Below are 14,285 nucleotides of genomic sequence, written 5' to 3' on the forward strand. Positions count from 1 at the left end.
GGCCTTTCCCATGACCTCCGAATCCACCCTCTTCAGCAACCGCTGGCTGCCGATCCTATTGGTCGCGCCGTTCATGCTGCTGATCGTCCTCTTCTTCTACGTGCCGATCTTCCAGGCCTTCTACTGGTCCTTCTTTCTCGAGCAGCCGTTCGGCGGTGGTTCGATATTCGTGGGCCTCGACAATTTTGCCCGCGTCCTCTCGGATCGGGAGTTCTGGCAGGCGGGCTGGCGCACCATCGTCTTCATGGTGACCGCATCCTCGCTCGCCGTGCTGATACCGCTGATCCTTGCGGTCGCCGCCGACCGGAAAATCCGCTTGTCGCTGCCGGCCCGCAACGTGCTGGTCTGGCCGAAGGGTGTGGCGGGCGCCTCAATCGGCGTCGTCTTCGCTTTTGTCTTCAATCCGTTCGTCGGCATCCTGGCGCCGCTCAACAAGGCCTTTCCGGGCATATGGGCACCGGGTATCGACGGCACGGATGCCTTCATCACCCTGATCGCCGCGCATGTCTGGGGCGGCATTCCGTTCAATTTCGTCATCCTTCTGGCCGGGCTGCAATCGATCCCCCGTACCATGCATCAGGCGGCGGCGATGGACGGGGCGGGGCCCTGGCGGCGGATCTTCGACGTGCAATTGCCGCTGATCATGCCGCAGCTCTTCCTGACGCTGGTGCTGGAATTCACCGAAAGCGTCACCTCGGCCTTCGCGCTGATCGACACCATCACCCATGGCGGTCCAGGCGGCGCGACCACGCTGCTCGTCTACAAGATCTACAAGGACGGCTTCAGCGGCTACGACCTGTCCGGCGCCTCTACCCAGACTGCGATCCTGATGGTCTTCGTCATCCTTCTCACCGCCGCCCAGTTCCTCTTTCTCGGCCGGCGCATCAACTACGAGCGCTGACAGATGATCGAGAACGCCCGCTCCCTCAACATCGTCGCGAGCCTCATCCTGCTCGTCGGCATGCTCTACATCCTCGGCCCGCTCTATCTGACGCTGACGACGGCATCGCAATCCTACGAATTCCTGCTGCGAAACGGGCTCGCCTGGTATCCCGGCGACCAGTTCCTGAACAATGTTGCGCGCATCTTCACTGAGACGCGCATCCCGATCCAGATGCTCAACAGCCTCGTGGTGGCGTTCAGCCTGGCGATCGCGACCTGCATCCTGTCCTTCCTCTCGGCCTATGCGATCGTCTATTTCCGCATCCGCTGGGCAGGTGTCGCGTTTGCCTTGATCCTCGCCACCATCATGCTGCCGGTCGATATCCGCGTCATCACCACCTATCAGGTGGCGTCGAACGTGTTTTCGCCGATCAATGCGCTGCTCGACGTCACCGGCCTCAACGGTCTGATTGCGCAGGTCTTCGGCGAACCGGTGCAGCTCGAACTGAGCGTTCTGAACACCCATTTCGGCCTGGTCGCGCCGCTTGTCGCGCATGGCACCGGCACGTTCCTGTTCCGCCAGTTCTTCCGCACCCTGCCGGGCGATCTGTTCAAGGCCGCCCGCATGGACGGGGCGGGGCCGGTCCGCTTCATGTTCGATATCCTGCTGCCGCTGTCGCGTACCAGTTTCGCGGCGCTGTTCGTGCTGACCTTCCTGAGCGGCTGGACGCAGTATCTCTGGCCGCTCGTCGCCTCCTCGACGCCCGACATGCAGACCGCCGTCGTCGGCCTGGCGCGCCTGCTGCCGGATTCGGACGGCGAAGTGCCCGACTTTCCGATGATTATGGCGGGCGCCGTGATCGTTTCCCTCGTGCCCCTCCTGATGATCGCGCTCTTACAGCGGTATCTGGTGCAGGGCCTCGTGCTTTCGGAGAAATAGCGATGAACGCCATCGATACAGCCATCCGCGCCGCCGCTGCGAGCATCACGGTAAAAGGCCTGACCAAGGCCTATGATCCCCAGACGGTGGTCATCCCGCCGATGGATGTCGAGCTGAAGGCCGGCGAATTCACCGTCGTGCTCGGTCCTTCCGGCTGCGGCAAATCAACCCTTCTGCAGATGATTGCCGGGCTCGAACGGGTGAGCGGCGGCAAGATACTCATCGGCGCCCGCGAGGTTCAGGACCTCGAACCGAAACATCGCGGCTGCGCCATGGTGTTCCAGAATTATGCGCTCTATCCGCATATGAGCGTGTTCGAGAACATGGCCTACAGCCTCAAGGTTGCCGGCATGGCGAAGGCGGAGCGCGCCGAGCGGGTCACGGCGGTCGCCAAGATGCTCGGCCTTGCCGACTATCTGCATCGCAAGCCGGGGCAGCTTTCCGGCGGCCAGCGTCAGCGTGTCGCGATCGGCCGCGCCATCGTGCGCGAGCCGGGCGTGCTGCTGTTCGACGAGCCGCTATCCAACCTCGATGCCCAGCTTCGTCACGACATGCGCGTCGAACTGGCCGACCTGCATCGCCGCATCGGCGCCACCACCGTCTTCGTCACTCACGATCAGGTGGAGGCGATGACGCTCGCCGATCGTATCCTTATTCTCAACAAGGGCCGGATCGAGCAGTTCGATACGCCGAAGGCGATCTACCACCATCCGGCCTCGGTGTTCGTCGCCAAGTTCATCGGTGCTCCGCCGATGAACATCCTCGCTGTGACCGGAGACGGGTCGACGCTCCGGCTCGCCGACGGGCAGGTGGTGGCGAACGCCCCGCTGACCGGCGCCTATCAGATCGGCATTCGGCCCGAGGATATCGTCGTCGACGGCAAGGCGGATGGCCACGCGGTCAAGGCGGCACTCCGGTTCCGCGAGGATCTCGGTTCCCATTCGGTGCTGGCCGCCGATCTTGGTGGCTCGATCGTCCGCATCGCGACGCCCTTCGGCATGGATATCGCCGACCGGCTCGAACTCGACCTGAATTTCCCGACCTCGCGACTGCATCTCTTCGATGCAGCGACGGGCCGGGCCATGCCCGGTGCCCTTGGCGCCCACTGAAAGCCCGGCGTTAAAGGCGCCCTATGAAAGAAACCCTCATGAACTACAAAGACTTCATCGCCGATCCGGCGCGTAGCTGCGCCGTCGTTGCCCATCGCGGCGCCTGGCACGGCGCCCCGGAAAACAGTCTTGCGGCGATCGAGAACGCCATCGCGCTCGGCTGCGACATCGTCGAACTCGATGTGCGCAAGAGCGCCGACGGCGAGCTTTTCCTGATGCATGACGATACGCTGGAACGTATGGCCGACATCGACCGCGATGCCGAGACTTTCACCATGGCCGAGCTGCAGGCGATCATGCTGCGCGAGGATGACGGCGGTGAGGGCCGTGCGGTGACCGATCAGTGCATCCCGACCCTCAGACAAGCGCTGGAAATCATCCGCGGCCGCATCTTTGCCGACCTCGATCTCAAGGATCGCGGGCTTTTCTCCGAGGTCGCCGCCTGCGCCCGCGAGATGGGTGCGGCCGCCGATGTCGACCTCAAGACGAAGGTTTACAGCCTGGCTGATGTGGAATGGGTGCGCGCCCAGAAGATTGACGGCGTGCCGTTCATGGGCATGGCGCGCTTCACCGCCGAAAACACCGGCGACGCGCTTGCGGTTCTTGCCGAACTCTCGCCCTTCATGTGCGAGATCCGCTTCGACAGTATCGAGACGATCGCATATCACCGCGAGGCTTTCGCCAAGGCGGGCATGGCGCTGTGGGTCAACACGCTCGACCAGCCGGGCAGCGGCGAATGGACGGACAGTGCGGCTCTTGCCAACCCCGATCTGATCTGGGGTCGGTTGATGGACGCGGGCATCAGCGTTATCCAGACGGACCAGCCCGCCGCCTTGAAATCCTACATAAAGGCCCGCCAAGCATGACGATCATTTCCGACACCGTGCTCCGGTCCCTGATGGAGGATATGCGCCAGGCGGGGGAGGTAGAGGTTCTGCCCCGTTTCCTCGGCGTGACGGCCGACGGCATCCGCGCCAAGACCGCTCCGGACGACATCGTCACCGATGCCGATCTGGGTGCGGAGCGCCGGCTTTCCGCAGCACTCTCTGCCCATTTTCCCGAAGCGCTGATCGTCGGCGAGGAAGCGGTCTCGGCCGATCCGGCGCTGCTCGACCGCCTGGTGGATGCCGAACTCGCGGCGATCATCGATCCCGTCGACGGCACCTGGAATTTCGCCCATGGCGTGCCGCTGTTCGGCATGATCGTGGCGATCGTTTCCGGCGGAAAAACCGTCGCTGGGCTGATCCACTATCCGCTGACTGGTGATTTTCTCGTGGCCCGGCCGGGCGACGGCGCCTGGCATATCGCCCGTGGCGGTGCACGCACCCGTCTCAGCGTTGCCGCCGCGGTTCCGGTCGGCGAAATGAGCGGCTTCGTGCCGCTGCATATGTTCTCGGCCGAGGAGCAGGCGGCGTTCGCGCCGCGGGTTCTGCGCTTCGGCCGCACCACCACATGGCGATGCTCCGCCTTCGAATACCGGATGGTGGCGACCGGAGCGATGAGCTTTTCGCTGAACGCGGACATGAATCCCTGGGACCATGCGGCCGGCGAACTGATCCACCGCGAAGCCGGTGGCCACAGCGGCCTCCTAAGCGGCGAACCCTATCGCCCCGCGATGACACAAGGGCGGCTGCTGCTGGCGCCCGATGCGGCGAGCTGGGAGGCTATCCGCGCCAGCTTGATCTGAAAGCCAGGTTTCGGGAGGACGGTAATTTTCAGTCTGGCTTTCGTCATCATCACATGTAATGTATACATGCCTAGGCTCTCGGGAGGAGTCTGCATCACGTATCAGGATCCCTGATTGGGTTTCGCTGCGGTGATGGGAATGCACAGCCGCCGCTTGCATGTCAGATGTCGATCTTGCGGACAGCGGCCGATAGGGAGGATCGGAACCGGATGCAGCAGCTTGCCGAGACCACGGTGGCCAGCCAGGACGCACTTCTGGATATCCAGAACCTGACATTGTCACTGCGTGACCAATCGGGTTGGGTTGAAGTCCTCAATAATGTTTCGCTTTCGGTGAAGCCGAAGGAAATTCTCGGTGTCGTCGGCGAGAGCGGCTGCGGAAAATCGATGACCGCTCTCTCCATTCTCCGGCTCCTGCCGCCGCGCGATTCCCGCCTTGGCGGCAAGATCCTGTTCGGCGGCCAGAACCTCGTCTCCTGTTCCGAATCGCAGATGAATCGCATTCGCGGCCGGCACATCAGCATGATTTTCCAGGAGCCGATGAGCGCGCTCGATCCCGTATTCACCGTGGGTTACCAGATCGAAGAGACGCTCCAGCGGCATTTCAAGCTCAGCCGTCGGGAGGCTGCGGAGCGCGCCATCGCGGCGCTCGATTCGGTCGGCATCGCGTCGCCGCGCCACGTCGCCACGCTTTACCCGATGAACCTTTCGGGCGGCATGCGCCAGCGAGTGATGATCGCCATGGCGCTGGTCTGCGAACCGCGCCTGCTCATCGCCGACGAGCCGACGACGGCTCTCGATGTGACCATCCAGGCACAGATCATGGACCTGCTTCTAGGCCTCGCCGACCGTACCGGCACGGCCATCATGTTCATCACTCACAATCTCGGACTGGTCGCGCAAAGCTGCCACCGGATGGTCACGATGTATGCAGGGCAGGTCGTCGAGGGCGGTCCCGTAAGAGACGTCATCGCCGGTCCCCGCCACCCTTATACGGCCGGGCTCCTGCATTCGATCCCCGACAGCAACCGCGCACGCGGCACATTGCCCTCGATCGCCGGTCGGGTTCCGTCGCTGCGTCACATGCCGAAGGGCTGTCGCTTCGGGCCGCGCTGTTCCTATTCCACGCAGCCCTGCGAACTGCCCCAGAGCATCGAGAACGAGGGCATGGAGGATATCGATCGCAGGGAAGTGCGCTGCAATCGCTGGGAAGAGCTTGCATTGAGAGGGGTCGGAGCATGAGTTTGGCCACGTCTTCCGAGCAGCCGGCGCTTGATGTCGACGATCTGCACGTCACCTTCGGCAATCCGCGGCGTGGCTCGCTGATCCGTGCCGTCGACGGGGTCAGCTTCAGCGTCCGCAGGGGCGAGATTTTTGGCGTGATCGGCGAATCCGGTTCCGGCAAATCGACGCTGGGGCGCTGTCTCGTTGGCCTGCTCAGCCCAAGCGGTGGTGGCGTTCTGCATGACGGTATCGATCCGTTCAAGTTTTCCCGCCGCGAACTCAATCGCCATCGGCGTAAGTATCAGATCGTCTCTCAGGATCCGAATGCGGCCTTCGATCCGCGCATGACCATCCTTCAGAGCATCTGCGAGCCCTTGAACATCGCGGGCGAGGGGACGAAGGCCGAGCGGCGCGAAAAGGCGTTCGCGATGCTGGACCGGGTGTCGCTGTCCGCCGAAATGGCCAACCGATACCCGCATGAGATTTCCGGCGGCCAGAAGCAGCGCGCCAATATCGCCCGGGCGCTGATGCTGGATCCGAACGTGATCGTCTGCGACGAGGTGGTGGCGGCACTCGACGTGTCGATCCAGGCCGACATGCTCAATCTTTTTGCCCGCCTACAGGAGCAGTTCGGCCTCACCTACGTCTTCATCAGCCATGATCTGCGGGTGGTCAGCCATATCAGCGACCGGGTGGCGGTCATGTATTTCGGCAAGATCGTCGAAGTCGGTCCGGCGCACGCCGTGATCGAAACGCCACTGCATCCCTATACGGAGGCGCTGCGCTCGGCCGAGCCGGAGATCGACCCGACGGCCGCCGATACCCGGCAGAGGATCATCCTGCAGGGCGAGATACCGAGCGCCATCGCGCCGCCAAGCGGCTGCCGTTTCCATACACGCTGCCCGCGGATGCGCGACATCTGTCGCGCGCAGGAACCCCAGCAGCGCGAAATGCTGCCCGGGCGGCATGTCGCGTGCCATTTCGCCGAGGAGATGCTGGGCGAAAAGGAGAGGAGAAGTCTTGATCTTTCGGAAAGGAACGGCGCCCGCCAAGGCGCGGCCGCACAGGGCGCTGACATGATGTGACGCTGATATAGCGGCCGAAGACGGCCGGTCATGGATGATGGAGGAGAAGACGTGACCACAGATTTATTTGGAAAGATACCGGATATTACCCGTCGTTCGCTGTTGGCTGGAACGGCCGCTGCCGGCGGCCTGGCCCTGCTGCCTGCAACGGTGCGTGCTCAGGCCCGGCAGCCGCGATCCGGCGGCACTCTGAGGGCAGTGATGCCGTTCAACCCCGCCGCACTCGACCCGCTGACAGGTCGCAACAATCCCGACTTCAACGCCCTTCTCCTGATGTTCGACGCGCTGATCGGCTTTGATCCGCAGACGCTCGAACTGCAGCCGATGCTGGCGACGTCATGGAAGTTCGCCGACCCCACGACGCTGGTTCTCGAACTGCGCCAGGGCGTCGAGTTCCATGACGGCACGCCGTTCAATGCCGAGGCGGTGGTCTTCCACCTGCAGCGCTGCAGCACCTACGATCGCTCGAACGTGAAATCGGACCTTGCTGTCGTCGACAAGGTCGAGGCGACCGGCCCCTATCAGGTTTCGCTGAAACTGAAATACCCGGACGCCACCCTGCCTGCGATCCTGACCGACCGCGCCGGCCTCATCGTGTCGCCTGCTTCGGTCAAGGCTGCCGCGGGCGGAAATGTCGATCGTGCGCCTGTCGGCACAGGGCCGTTCAAGTTCGTCGAATGGCAGGACAATACCCTGATCAAGGTCGTAAAAAACGCCAACTACTGGGGTGACAAGCCCTATCTCGACGGCGTCGACATGCGCATCGTCAACGAGTTCAATACGGCTGTGCGCACGGTGACCGCCGGCGAAGCCGATATCGTCCTCAACATGAGCGCACAGCAGATGGCCGTGGCCAAGCGCGACCCTAAGCTTGTCGCCGAAGCGACGCCGTCGATGATCTATTACACGGCCTTCCTGAATTACGGCGAGGGGCCGTTGAAAGACGTTCGCGTTCGGCAGGCCATGAACTGGGCGCTCGACAGGCCGGTGCTCAACCAGGTTCTGTGGGGCGGCCTCGGCGGTGGGCATTGCAGCATGTTCCCGTCAGGCTTCTGGGCCAACGATCCTGCGACCGAAAATTACTACAAGCTGGACCTCGACCGCGCCAAGTCGCTGCTGAAGGCGGCCGGGTTCGCAAATGGCATCGAGATTGCCACCTTCACCTGGGCTGACCAGGCGGCGGTACAGCGTCAGGAAGTCGTCGGCGCTCAGCTTGCCGAGGCCGGCATTCGGCTGAAGGTCACTCCGGCGCAGCCGGCGCAGACGATGCAGTACTTCCTCACCGAGAAAAAGGGTCAGATGCTGATAACCCCCACCGGCGGTCTTCCGGATCCGGCAACGGCCTACGATCGCCAGTTCTCCGGGACTGCCTACCGCAACGCGGCCAAGATCGAGCTGCCCGGCTACCGCGAGTTGATGGATGCGTCGATGAACACGTTCGACAACGCCAAGCGCAAGGACGTGCTCTTCAAGATGCAGCGTTTCGTGCTGGAGAACGCGCTGCACCTGCCGCAGTTTTCGTCCGCCGGCATCATCATACGTACCCCGAAGGTACACGGGTTCAATTTCAGCCTGCTGCAACGCCCGCGCTTCCACAAGGTGTGGATGGAAGCCTGAGGCTCAAGCGATGCGATCCCCCGATGCGACCATCGCGTCGGGGGATCGCCCGGAAACCGGGGCGGGGCGGGTTCGCCCGCGCCGCTCCCCCGCATCGGAAGGCAGTAGTTCTGCGCATCCGATGTTCCTTTCGCGGGCCATTGAAACGGCCGGCGTCAAATGCGGATTGACGGAGTATCAATGATGTACGGCGTCCCCGGGATGGTTGCGCAAAGGCTGATGCAGCTGGTGCCCGTGATGATCGTGGCCACTTTCGTGGTGTTTTCCCTCGTCTACATGATGCCCGGCGACCCGGCCATGATGATCGCGGGCGACTACGCTACGGCGGAACGCATCGCGGAAATCCGCCATATCTACGGATTCGACCGACCGATGCTGGTGCAATATTTCTTCTGGCTGGGAAATGCCCTGCAGGGCGATCTCGGCCATTCGCTGTTCTCGAACGAATCGGTTCTGCGGCTGATCCTCTCGCGCCTGCCGCATACGATCCTGCTGGTTCTTTATGCGCTGATCCTTGGCGCGGCACTCGGCATTCCGCTTGGCATTCTTGCAGCCACGCGCCAAGGCACCACGCTCGACAAGATCATCACCAGCGTCGCCTCGCTCGGTGTCGCGGTGCCCAATTTCTGGCTCGGCATCATTCTGGTGACGCTGTTCTCGCTCGGCTACCGCTGGTTCCCGGCGACCGGTGCCGTATCCGTCTTCGAAAAACCGCTGGAGGCGCTCTATTACGCGACCCTTCCGGCGATTGCGCTCTCCACCGGCGTGGTCGCGGTTCTGGCAAGGCAGGTGCGTAGTGCGCTGCTCGAAGTGCTCGGCTCGCAATATATCCGCACGCTGCGCGCCAAGGGGCTCGGTTCGGGCGCCATCCTTTGGAAACACGGGCTGCGTAACGTGGCTGCGACGATGCTGACCATTGCTGGCCTGCAGGTGAACCGGCTGTTCTCCAGCGCTGTCATCATCGAGGCGGTCTTCGCCATCCCCGGTGTCGGCAACCTGATCAGCTATTCGGCGCTCAACAAGGATTTCCCAGTGGTGCAGGGCGTGGCGCTCGTGCTTGTGCTGGTGGTGATCCTCACCAATCTCCTGGTCGACGTGCTCAACGCGACCTTCGATCCCAGAGTGGCGGCCTCCACATGACCGATACGAACATGACCGCGATGACCCGAACTGCTGCCGCGCCGGCAGTCAGGGCGACCCTTCCGCCCCCCGTCCGCTTCCGCTTCTGGGTCTGGCTGTGGGGCGACAAGCGTGCGCTGATCAGCCTTGCCTATCTCTCCGTCCTGGTTCTGGCGGCGATCTTTGCGCCGCTGATCGTGCCTTATGCGCCCAACAAGCAGAACCTGATGGACCTTCTGGCGCCGCCGAGCGGCGCGCACTGGCTCGGCACCGACGACCTTGGCCGCGATACGCTGAGCCGGCTGATATACGGCTCCTACAATGCGCTCTACGCCGCGAGCCTCGCTGTTGGCATCGGCGTGGCGATCGGTGTGCCGCTCGGCGTCTTCATCGGTTTTGTCGGCGGCTGGGTCGATCAGGTCGGCAGCCGCATCATCGACGGCGTGCTGGCCTTTCCGCCGCTCGTGCTGGCCGTCGCCGTGACAGGCGCGCTCGGCATCGGTCTCACCAATGCGATGATCGCCGTCGGCTTGGCCTTCGCGCCGGTGCTTGCCCGGACGATGCGGGCGCAGACGCTGGTGGTGAAGAACGCGCTTTATGTCGAGGCAGCGACCGGTTTCGGCGCATCGCGCCTGCACCTGATCCTGCGCCATATCCTGCCCAATGCCATCCAGCCTGTGATCGTCGAGGTGACCCTGATGCTGGCCGTGGCGCTTCTGGCGGAAGCCGGATTGAGCTTCCTGTCGCTCGGCGTCCAGCCGCCCGAGTCGAGCTGGGGCGGCATGCTGGCGCGCGCCTACCACTATGTCGAGGTGGCGCCCGAGCAGATGTATGCGCCGGGTTTCGCCATCCTGTTCACCGCGCTCGCCTTCAACACGTTAGGCGAGTCGATCCGCGTGCTCCTCGATCCGACCATCAAGCGCCGGTAATCCCGATTTTAGCTGCGAAACAGCCTGGCCTCGCGGTCGGGCTGTTTCGTCGCGTCTATCGGATCTTGGCTGCGGATCATGCGGTTTGGTCGAGCCAGACGCGGTGGAACCGCGGCGAGTGCAGCCGGTCGTACTGGAAGTCCTTGACCTTCTTGTTGCGGATCGACATGGCGGCCGAGGTCACCAGTGGCAGGTGCAGCGCCTGTTCCACGACGAAACGCTGGAGCGCGGCAAATGCCTTCTTGCGTTCACCGGCGTCAGCCGAAGTGCCCGTCGCATCCAGCAGCTTGCGGAACTGCGGATCTTCCACCTTGCCTGCGTTGAACTGACCCGTCGCGCCGAATAGCCGCTCATAGGTTTGGCTGGGATCGAGCCAGCCGCCCTGCGGATTGAGGATCATCGCGCCCTTGCCCTCGATATAGAAGGCCTGGTTTACGACCTGCGGAGGCGAGGGGGTGACCTTGAGGCGAATGCCGACCTGCGAAAGCTGCTCGCCGACCACTTCGAGCCGCTGAACCGATGTCTGGTCCGGCCAGCTCCAGGTCTCGACTTCCAAGCCCTTCGGGTAGCCGGCATCGGCCAGCAGTTTGCGCGCCTTTTCCGGATCGTGCTGGTAGAACTGCGCCGTCCCGGCATCCACCGCCCAGAAATCCTTGGGAAACATGGTCGAGGTCGGTTCACCGAGACCAAGCATCAGGACCTGGTTCAGTTCGTCGCGGTTGATGGCGTAGTTCATCGCCTGCCGGACCCGGATGTCGTTGAGCGGCGGCTTGGCGAAATTCATCATCAGGGTGAAGAAGATCATCGAAGGATTGGCTTCGGCGGTCAGGTCCTGCACCCGGCGGGCGGTAGCGATCTGCTGCGCGGCCATGTTGAGAGCGAGATCGGTTTCACCGGCGGTCACCGTGCGGGCAGCTGTGTTCAGTTCGTTGATGATGCGGAAGTTGATGCCGTCGAGATAGGGAAGGCCCGGCTGCCAGTAGTTCGGGTTCTTCTCGACACGGATGAGGTCGTTGTCGCGCCACTCGGCGAACTTGAACGGCCCGGTGCCGACGGGATTGCGGTCGACATTGCCGTCGGCGGCAGCCTTGATGGAGGCGGGCGAGACGATGCAGCCGACGCGGCCCGTCAGGATGGTCGGCAGCGAATAGTTCGGCTGCTTCAGCTTGAGCGTCACCTGGCTCGGGCCGGTGACCGCCACAGACGCGACCGAAACCAGGTCCGATTTCACGTTGGAGCGCGGATCGCTGATGAAACGATCGAAATTGAACTTCACGGCCTCGGCGTTAAAAGGCGTACCGTCATGGAATTTCACGCCGTCGACGAGGTTGAGCACCAGCGTCGTCGGATCGGCGAAGGTCCAGTCCTTGGCGAGCATCGGCTTGAGCTCGAGCGTCGCCGGATCGAAGGCGATCAGCGCGTCGAAAAGCGCATAAAGCGCGTTGAAGTCCGGCACGTTGCGCCCGGTCATCGGGTCGAGAGCCGCCGGATTGAACGGCATGGCAATGCGCAAGGTGCCGCCCGGTTTGGGCGGTGATACCTGAGCGAACATCTGCCCGGGCAGCAGCAGCGCGCCTCCCAGCGCTACGCCGGACGCCAGAAGCGTTCTCCGGTTGATCCTGCTGTCATGGATGATCGACGGCACGCCGTCCTGCTGTTTTTTCATCTCTGGGCTCCTCCCCGATGAAACAGATTGACGAGATAAATTCGTGTTCACTCCGGCAGGCGTGCATACATCGAGCTAGCAGTTCGGCTTCCTCTTTCCGAATTGCGGCAGCCTGCCGCGGGTAGGTCTACAACAGGAGCATTACGATGTATACTTTTGCATTCGGTTTCGCCGCAATATGACTTCCTTCCAATCGGCTCGTATGCCATGATTGTACGGGAGGCTGCGATTGTGCGGCCGTTGTGTCCTTTGCTCTTCCGGTGCCCGTTTCGGCGCCGTAACCGCGAGGCGCGCGGCTCTCTGTTGCGGAAAGTGGAGGAGAGACCATGGGTGCGTTCGAGCATTCCCGTACCTACGATTACATCATCGTGGGCGGTGGCACGGCAGGCTGCGTTTTGGCCAACCGGCTGTCGGCGGACCCGGCAGTCGAGGTGCTGATGATCGAGGGCGGCGGCGAGGGGCGTGGCTTCTACGTCGACATGCCTCTCGGCCTCGCCTATCTCATCGGCAGGCCCCAATATGACTGGCTCTACAAGGGCGAACCCGAGCCCTATCTCCATGGACGCCAGCTCGCACTGCCGCGCGGAAAAATGCTCGGGGGCAGTTCCGCGATCAATGGCCTGATCTATGTGCGCGGCCATGCCTACGACTACGACCAATGGGCGCAGCTCGGCAATCGCGGCTGGTCCTGGGAAAGCGTGCTGCCCTATTTCAAGCGCTCCGAAGCGTTCCATCGCGCTGATTCCGAGGCGCACGGCACCGAGGGCGAATGGGCGGTTTCCGATCCCAATGTGCGCTGGGAGGCCTTGGAGGCCTATCGCCGGGCGGCGATCGAGCAGGGTATTCCCGCTGCGGGCGACTACAATTCCGGCGACAATGAAGGCGTGGCCTTCTTTGTTGCCACCATCAAGAACGGCGTGCGCCATTCCACCGCCCGCGCATTTCTGGAACCTGTCCGCAACCGCCGCAACCTGTCCGTCGTGACCGGCGCTCTCGTCGACAGGATCACCCTGGAGGGCAGCCAGGCGAGCGGTGTCGTGTTCAGCCTCGATGGCCGGAACCAAGAGGCGAAGGCGGGGAGGGAAGTCATTCTGTCGGCCGGAGCCTATAGCTCGCCGGCCATTCTCGAACGCTCCGGCATTGGTGCTCCGGACGTGCTTGCATCTGCCGGAATAGAGGTGCTGCACGCGTTGCCGGGTGTCGGCGAAAACCTGCAGGACCACTGGCACATCAGGGTACAGCACCGTCTTCGCGATACCCACACGCTGAATACCCGCGCCGGGACGCGGTTCGGCCGAATGCTGCTTGGCATGCAGTATTTTGCGACCAAACGCGGGCCGCTCGGCGGATCGCCGACCCTGCTCGGTGCCTTCATCAAGACCACGCCGGATGCGCCGGCGCCGGAAATCCAGATCCATGTCTCAGGCTCCACGTCGCCGAGTTTCGGCGGTGCCATGCATCCGTTCCCCGGCATCACCTCGTCGGCCTGTATCCTGCGGCCGGAAAGCCGCGGCTATTGCCATGTCGGGGGCAGGGACCCTTCCGCCCAGCCGCGCATCCTGCACAATTTTCTGAAAGAGGAGGCCGACCGCGAAATCCTGATGCGGTCGATCGAGGCTGTCCGGGGCATCGCCGCAAGCCCCGTCATGGCGCGTTTCGAGCCAGAGGAAATCGCGCCGACCGCTGCCGTGCAGTCGCACGACGAGATGCTCGACTACGCCCGCCGGACCCTCAACACCACCTTCCACCCGGTCGGCACCTGCAAGATGGGCCGCGACCGTTTGGCGGTGGTCGACGATCGGTTGCGGGTCCACGGCATCACCGGCCTTCGCGTCGTCGACGCCTCGATCATGCCGACCATCGTCTCCGGCAATACCCAGGCCCCGACCGTGATGATCGCGGAAAAGGCGGCGGATTTCATCCGCGAGGAAAGGCTGGGGCTCGAGGAAAAGATGGGGACGCAGGCGGCGTGAGGCCGCACATAAGAAAGCAGCACAGATGTCAACGATGAGCGAGACGCATACGAAG

At 63.2% G+C, this 14,285-nt stretch carries 12 protein-coding genes; 11 read left to right on the forward strand and 1 reads right to left on the reverse strand.

Translation table 11 applies throughout. The annotated features are described in order from the left end of the window. Window positions 1-10 precede the first annotated feature (10 nt). The 10 genes from MOV63_RS17760 to MOV63_RS17805 all read left to right on the forward strand — a co-directional run bounded on the left by MOV63_RS17760 (window position 11) and on the right by MOV63_RS17805 (window position 10,591). Window positions 11-901, forward strand: coding sequence for a carbohydrate ABC transporter permease (locus tag MOV63_RS17760; RefSeq protein WP_038542333.1), 891 nt, complete (start codon window positions 11-13; stop codon window positions 899-901). 3 nt (window positions 902-904) lie between these two features. Beyond that, window positions 905-1,822, forward strand: coding sequence for an ABC transporter permease subunit (locus tag MOV63_RS17765; RefSeq protein ID WP_038542335.1), 918 nt, complete (start codon window positions 905-907; stop codon window positions 1,820-1,822). Window positions 1,823-1,824: 2 nt separating this feature from the next. After that, window positions 1,825-2,931, forward strand: coding sequence for an ABC transporter ATP-binding protein (locus MOV63_RS17770; protein ID WP_247035294.1), 1,107 nt, complete (start codon window positions 1,825-1,827; stop codon window positions 2,929-2,931). 38 nt (window positions 2,932-2,969) lie between these two features. Continuing rightward, window positions 2,970-3,797 carry a glycerophosphodiester phosphodiesterase family protein gene (locus tag MOV63_RS17775; protein WP_247035295.1) on the forward strand — a complete coding sequence of 276 codons (828 nt, stop codon included), beginning with the start codon at window positions 2,970-2,972 and terminating at the stop codon, window positions 3,795-3,797. Further along, window positions 3,794-4,618 carry an inositol monophosphatase gene (locus tag MOV63_RS17780; protein WP_247035296.1) on the forward strand — a complete coding sequence of 275 codons (825 nt, stop codon included), beginning with the start codon at window positions 3,794-3,796 and terminating at the stop codon, window positions 4,616-4,618. The genes MOV63_RS17775 and MOV63_RS17780 overlap by 4 nt, the downstream gene beginning before the upstream one ends. 209 nt (window positions 4,619-4,827) lie before the next feature. Beyond that, window positions 4,828-5,859 carry an ABC transporter ATP-binding protein gene (locus MOV63_RS17785; protein WP_247035297.1) on the forward strand — a complete coding sequence of 344 codons (1,032 nt, stop codon included), beginning with the start codon at window positions 4,828-4,830 and terminating at the stop codon, window positions 5,857-5,859. After that, a complete protein-coding gene (locus MOV63_RS17790; RefSeq protein WP_247035302.1) occupies window positions 5,856-6,926 on the forward strand; it encodes an ABC transporter ATP-binding protein in 1,071 nt (356 codons plus the stop codon). The genes MOV63_RS17785 and MOV63_RS17790 overlap by 4 nt, the downstream gene beginning before the upstream one ends. A 51-nt stretch (window positions 6,927-6,977) precedes the next feature. Further along, complete coding sequence (locus MOV63_RS17795) at window positions 6,978-8,543, forward strand: ABC transporter substrate-binding protein (RefSeq protein ID WP_247035304.1); 1,566 nt, start codon at window positions 6,978-6,980, stop codon at window positions 8,541-8,543. A gap of 180 nt (window positions 8,544-8,723) precedes the next feature. Further along, on the forward strand, window positions 8,724-9,683 hold the full coding sequence (locus tag MOV63_RS17800; RefSeq protein WP_247035306.1) for an ABC transporter permease: 960 nt from the start codon (window positions 8,724-8,726) through the stop codon (window positions 9,681-9,683). Next, window positions 9,680-10,591: an ABC transporter permease gene (locus tag MOV63_RS17805; protein ID WP_247035308.1), complete on the forward strand. Its 912-nt coding sequence runs from the start codon at window positions 9,680-9,682 to the stop codon at window positions 10,589-10,591. The genes MOV63_RS17800 and MOV63_RS17805 overlap by 4 nt, the downstream gene beginning before the upstream one ends. 76 nt (window positions 10,592-10,667) lie before the next feature. On the opposite strand, the gene MOV63_RS17810 is transcribed toward MOV63_RS17805, so the two are convergent. Beyond that, window positions 10,668-12,257 carry an ABC transporter substrate-binding protein gene (locus MOV63_RS17810; protein ID WP_247035310.1) on the reverse strand — a complete coding sequence of 530 codons (1,590 nt, stop codon included), beginning with the start codon at window positions 12,255-12,257 and terminating at the stop codon, window positions 10,668-10,670. Window positions 12,258-12,583: 326 nt separating this feature from the next. Between MOV63_RS17810 and MOV63_RS17815 the strand changes: the two genes are divergently transcribed. Next, window positions 12,584-14,230, forward strand: coding sequence for a GMC family oxidoreductase (locus tag MOV63_RS17815; RefSeq protein ID WP_247035312.1), 1,647 nt, complete (start codon window positions 12,584-12,586; stop codon window positions 14,228-14,230). Window positions 14,231-14,285 lie beyond the last annotated feature (55 nt).

Source organism: Neorhizobium sp. SHOUNA12A, from assembly GCF_023006505.1.
GTDB lineage: Bacteria > Pseudomonadota > Alphaproteobacteria > Rhizobiales > Rhizobiaceae > Neorhizobium.

What these genes read in the sequence shown, in the direction of transcription:
- MOV63_RS17760 (WP_038542333.1), top strand. Translation starts at nt 11, where the DNA reads ATGACCTCCGAATCCACCCTCTTCAGCAACCGCTGGCTGCCGATCCTA.
- MOV63_RS17765 (WP_038542335.1), top strand. Translation starts at nt 905, where the DNA reads ATGATCGAGAACGCCCGCTCCCTCAACATCGTCGCGAGCCTCATCCTG.
- MOV63_RS17770 (WP_247035294.1), top strand. Translation starts at nt 1,825, where the DNA reads ATGAACGCCATCGATACAGCCATCCGCGCCGCCGCTGCGAGCATCACG.
- MOV63_RS17775 (WP_247035295.1), top strand. Translation starts at nt 2,970, where the DNA reads ATGAACTACAAAGACTTCATCGCCGATCCGGCGCGTAGCTGCGCCGTC.
- MOV63_RS17780 (WP_247035296.1), top strand. Translation starts at nt 3,794, where the DNA reads ATGACGATCATTTCCGACACCGTGCTCCGGTCCCTGATGGAGGATATG.
- MOV63_RS17785 (WP_247035297.1), top strand. Translation starts at nt 4,828, where the DNA reads ATGCAGCAGCTTGCCGAGACCACGGTGGCCAGCCAGGACGCACTTCTG.
- MOV63_RS17790 (WP_247035302.1), top strand. Translation starts at nt 5,856, where the DNA reads ATGAGTTTGGCCACGTCTTCCGAGCAGCCGGCGCTTGATGTCGACGAT.
- MOV63_RS17800 (WP_247035306.1), top strand. Translation starts at nt 8,724, where the DNA reads ATGATGTACGGCGTCCCCGGGATGGTTGCGCAAAGGCTGATGCAGCTG.
- MOV63_RS17805 (WP_247035308.1), top strand. Translation starts at nt 9,680, where the DNA reads ATGACCGATACGAACATGACCGCGATGACCCGAACTGCTGCCGCGCCG.
- MOV63_RS17810 (WP_247035310.1), bottom strand. Translation starts at nt 12,257, where the DNA reads ATGAAAAAACAGCAGGACGGCGTGCCGTCGATCATCCATGACAGCAGG.
- MOV63_RS17815 (WP_247035312.1), top strand. Translation starts at nt 12,584, where the DNA reads ATGGGTGCGTTCGAGCATTCCCGTACCTACGATTACATCATCGTGGGC.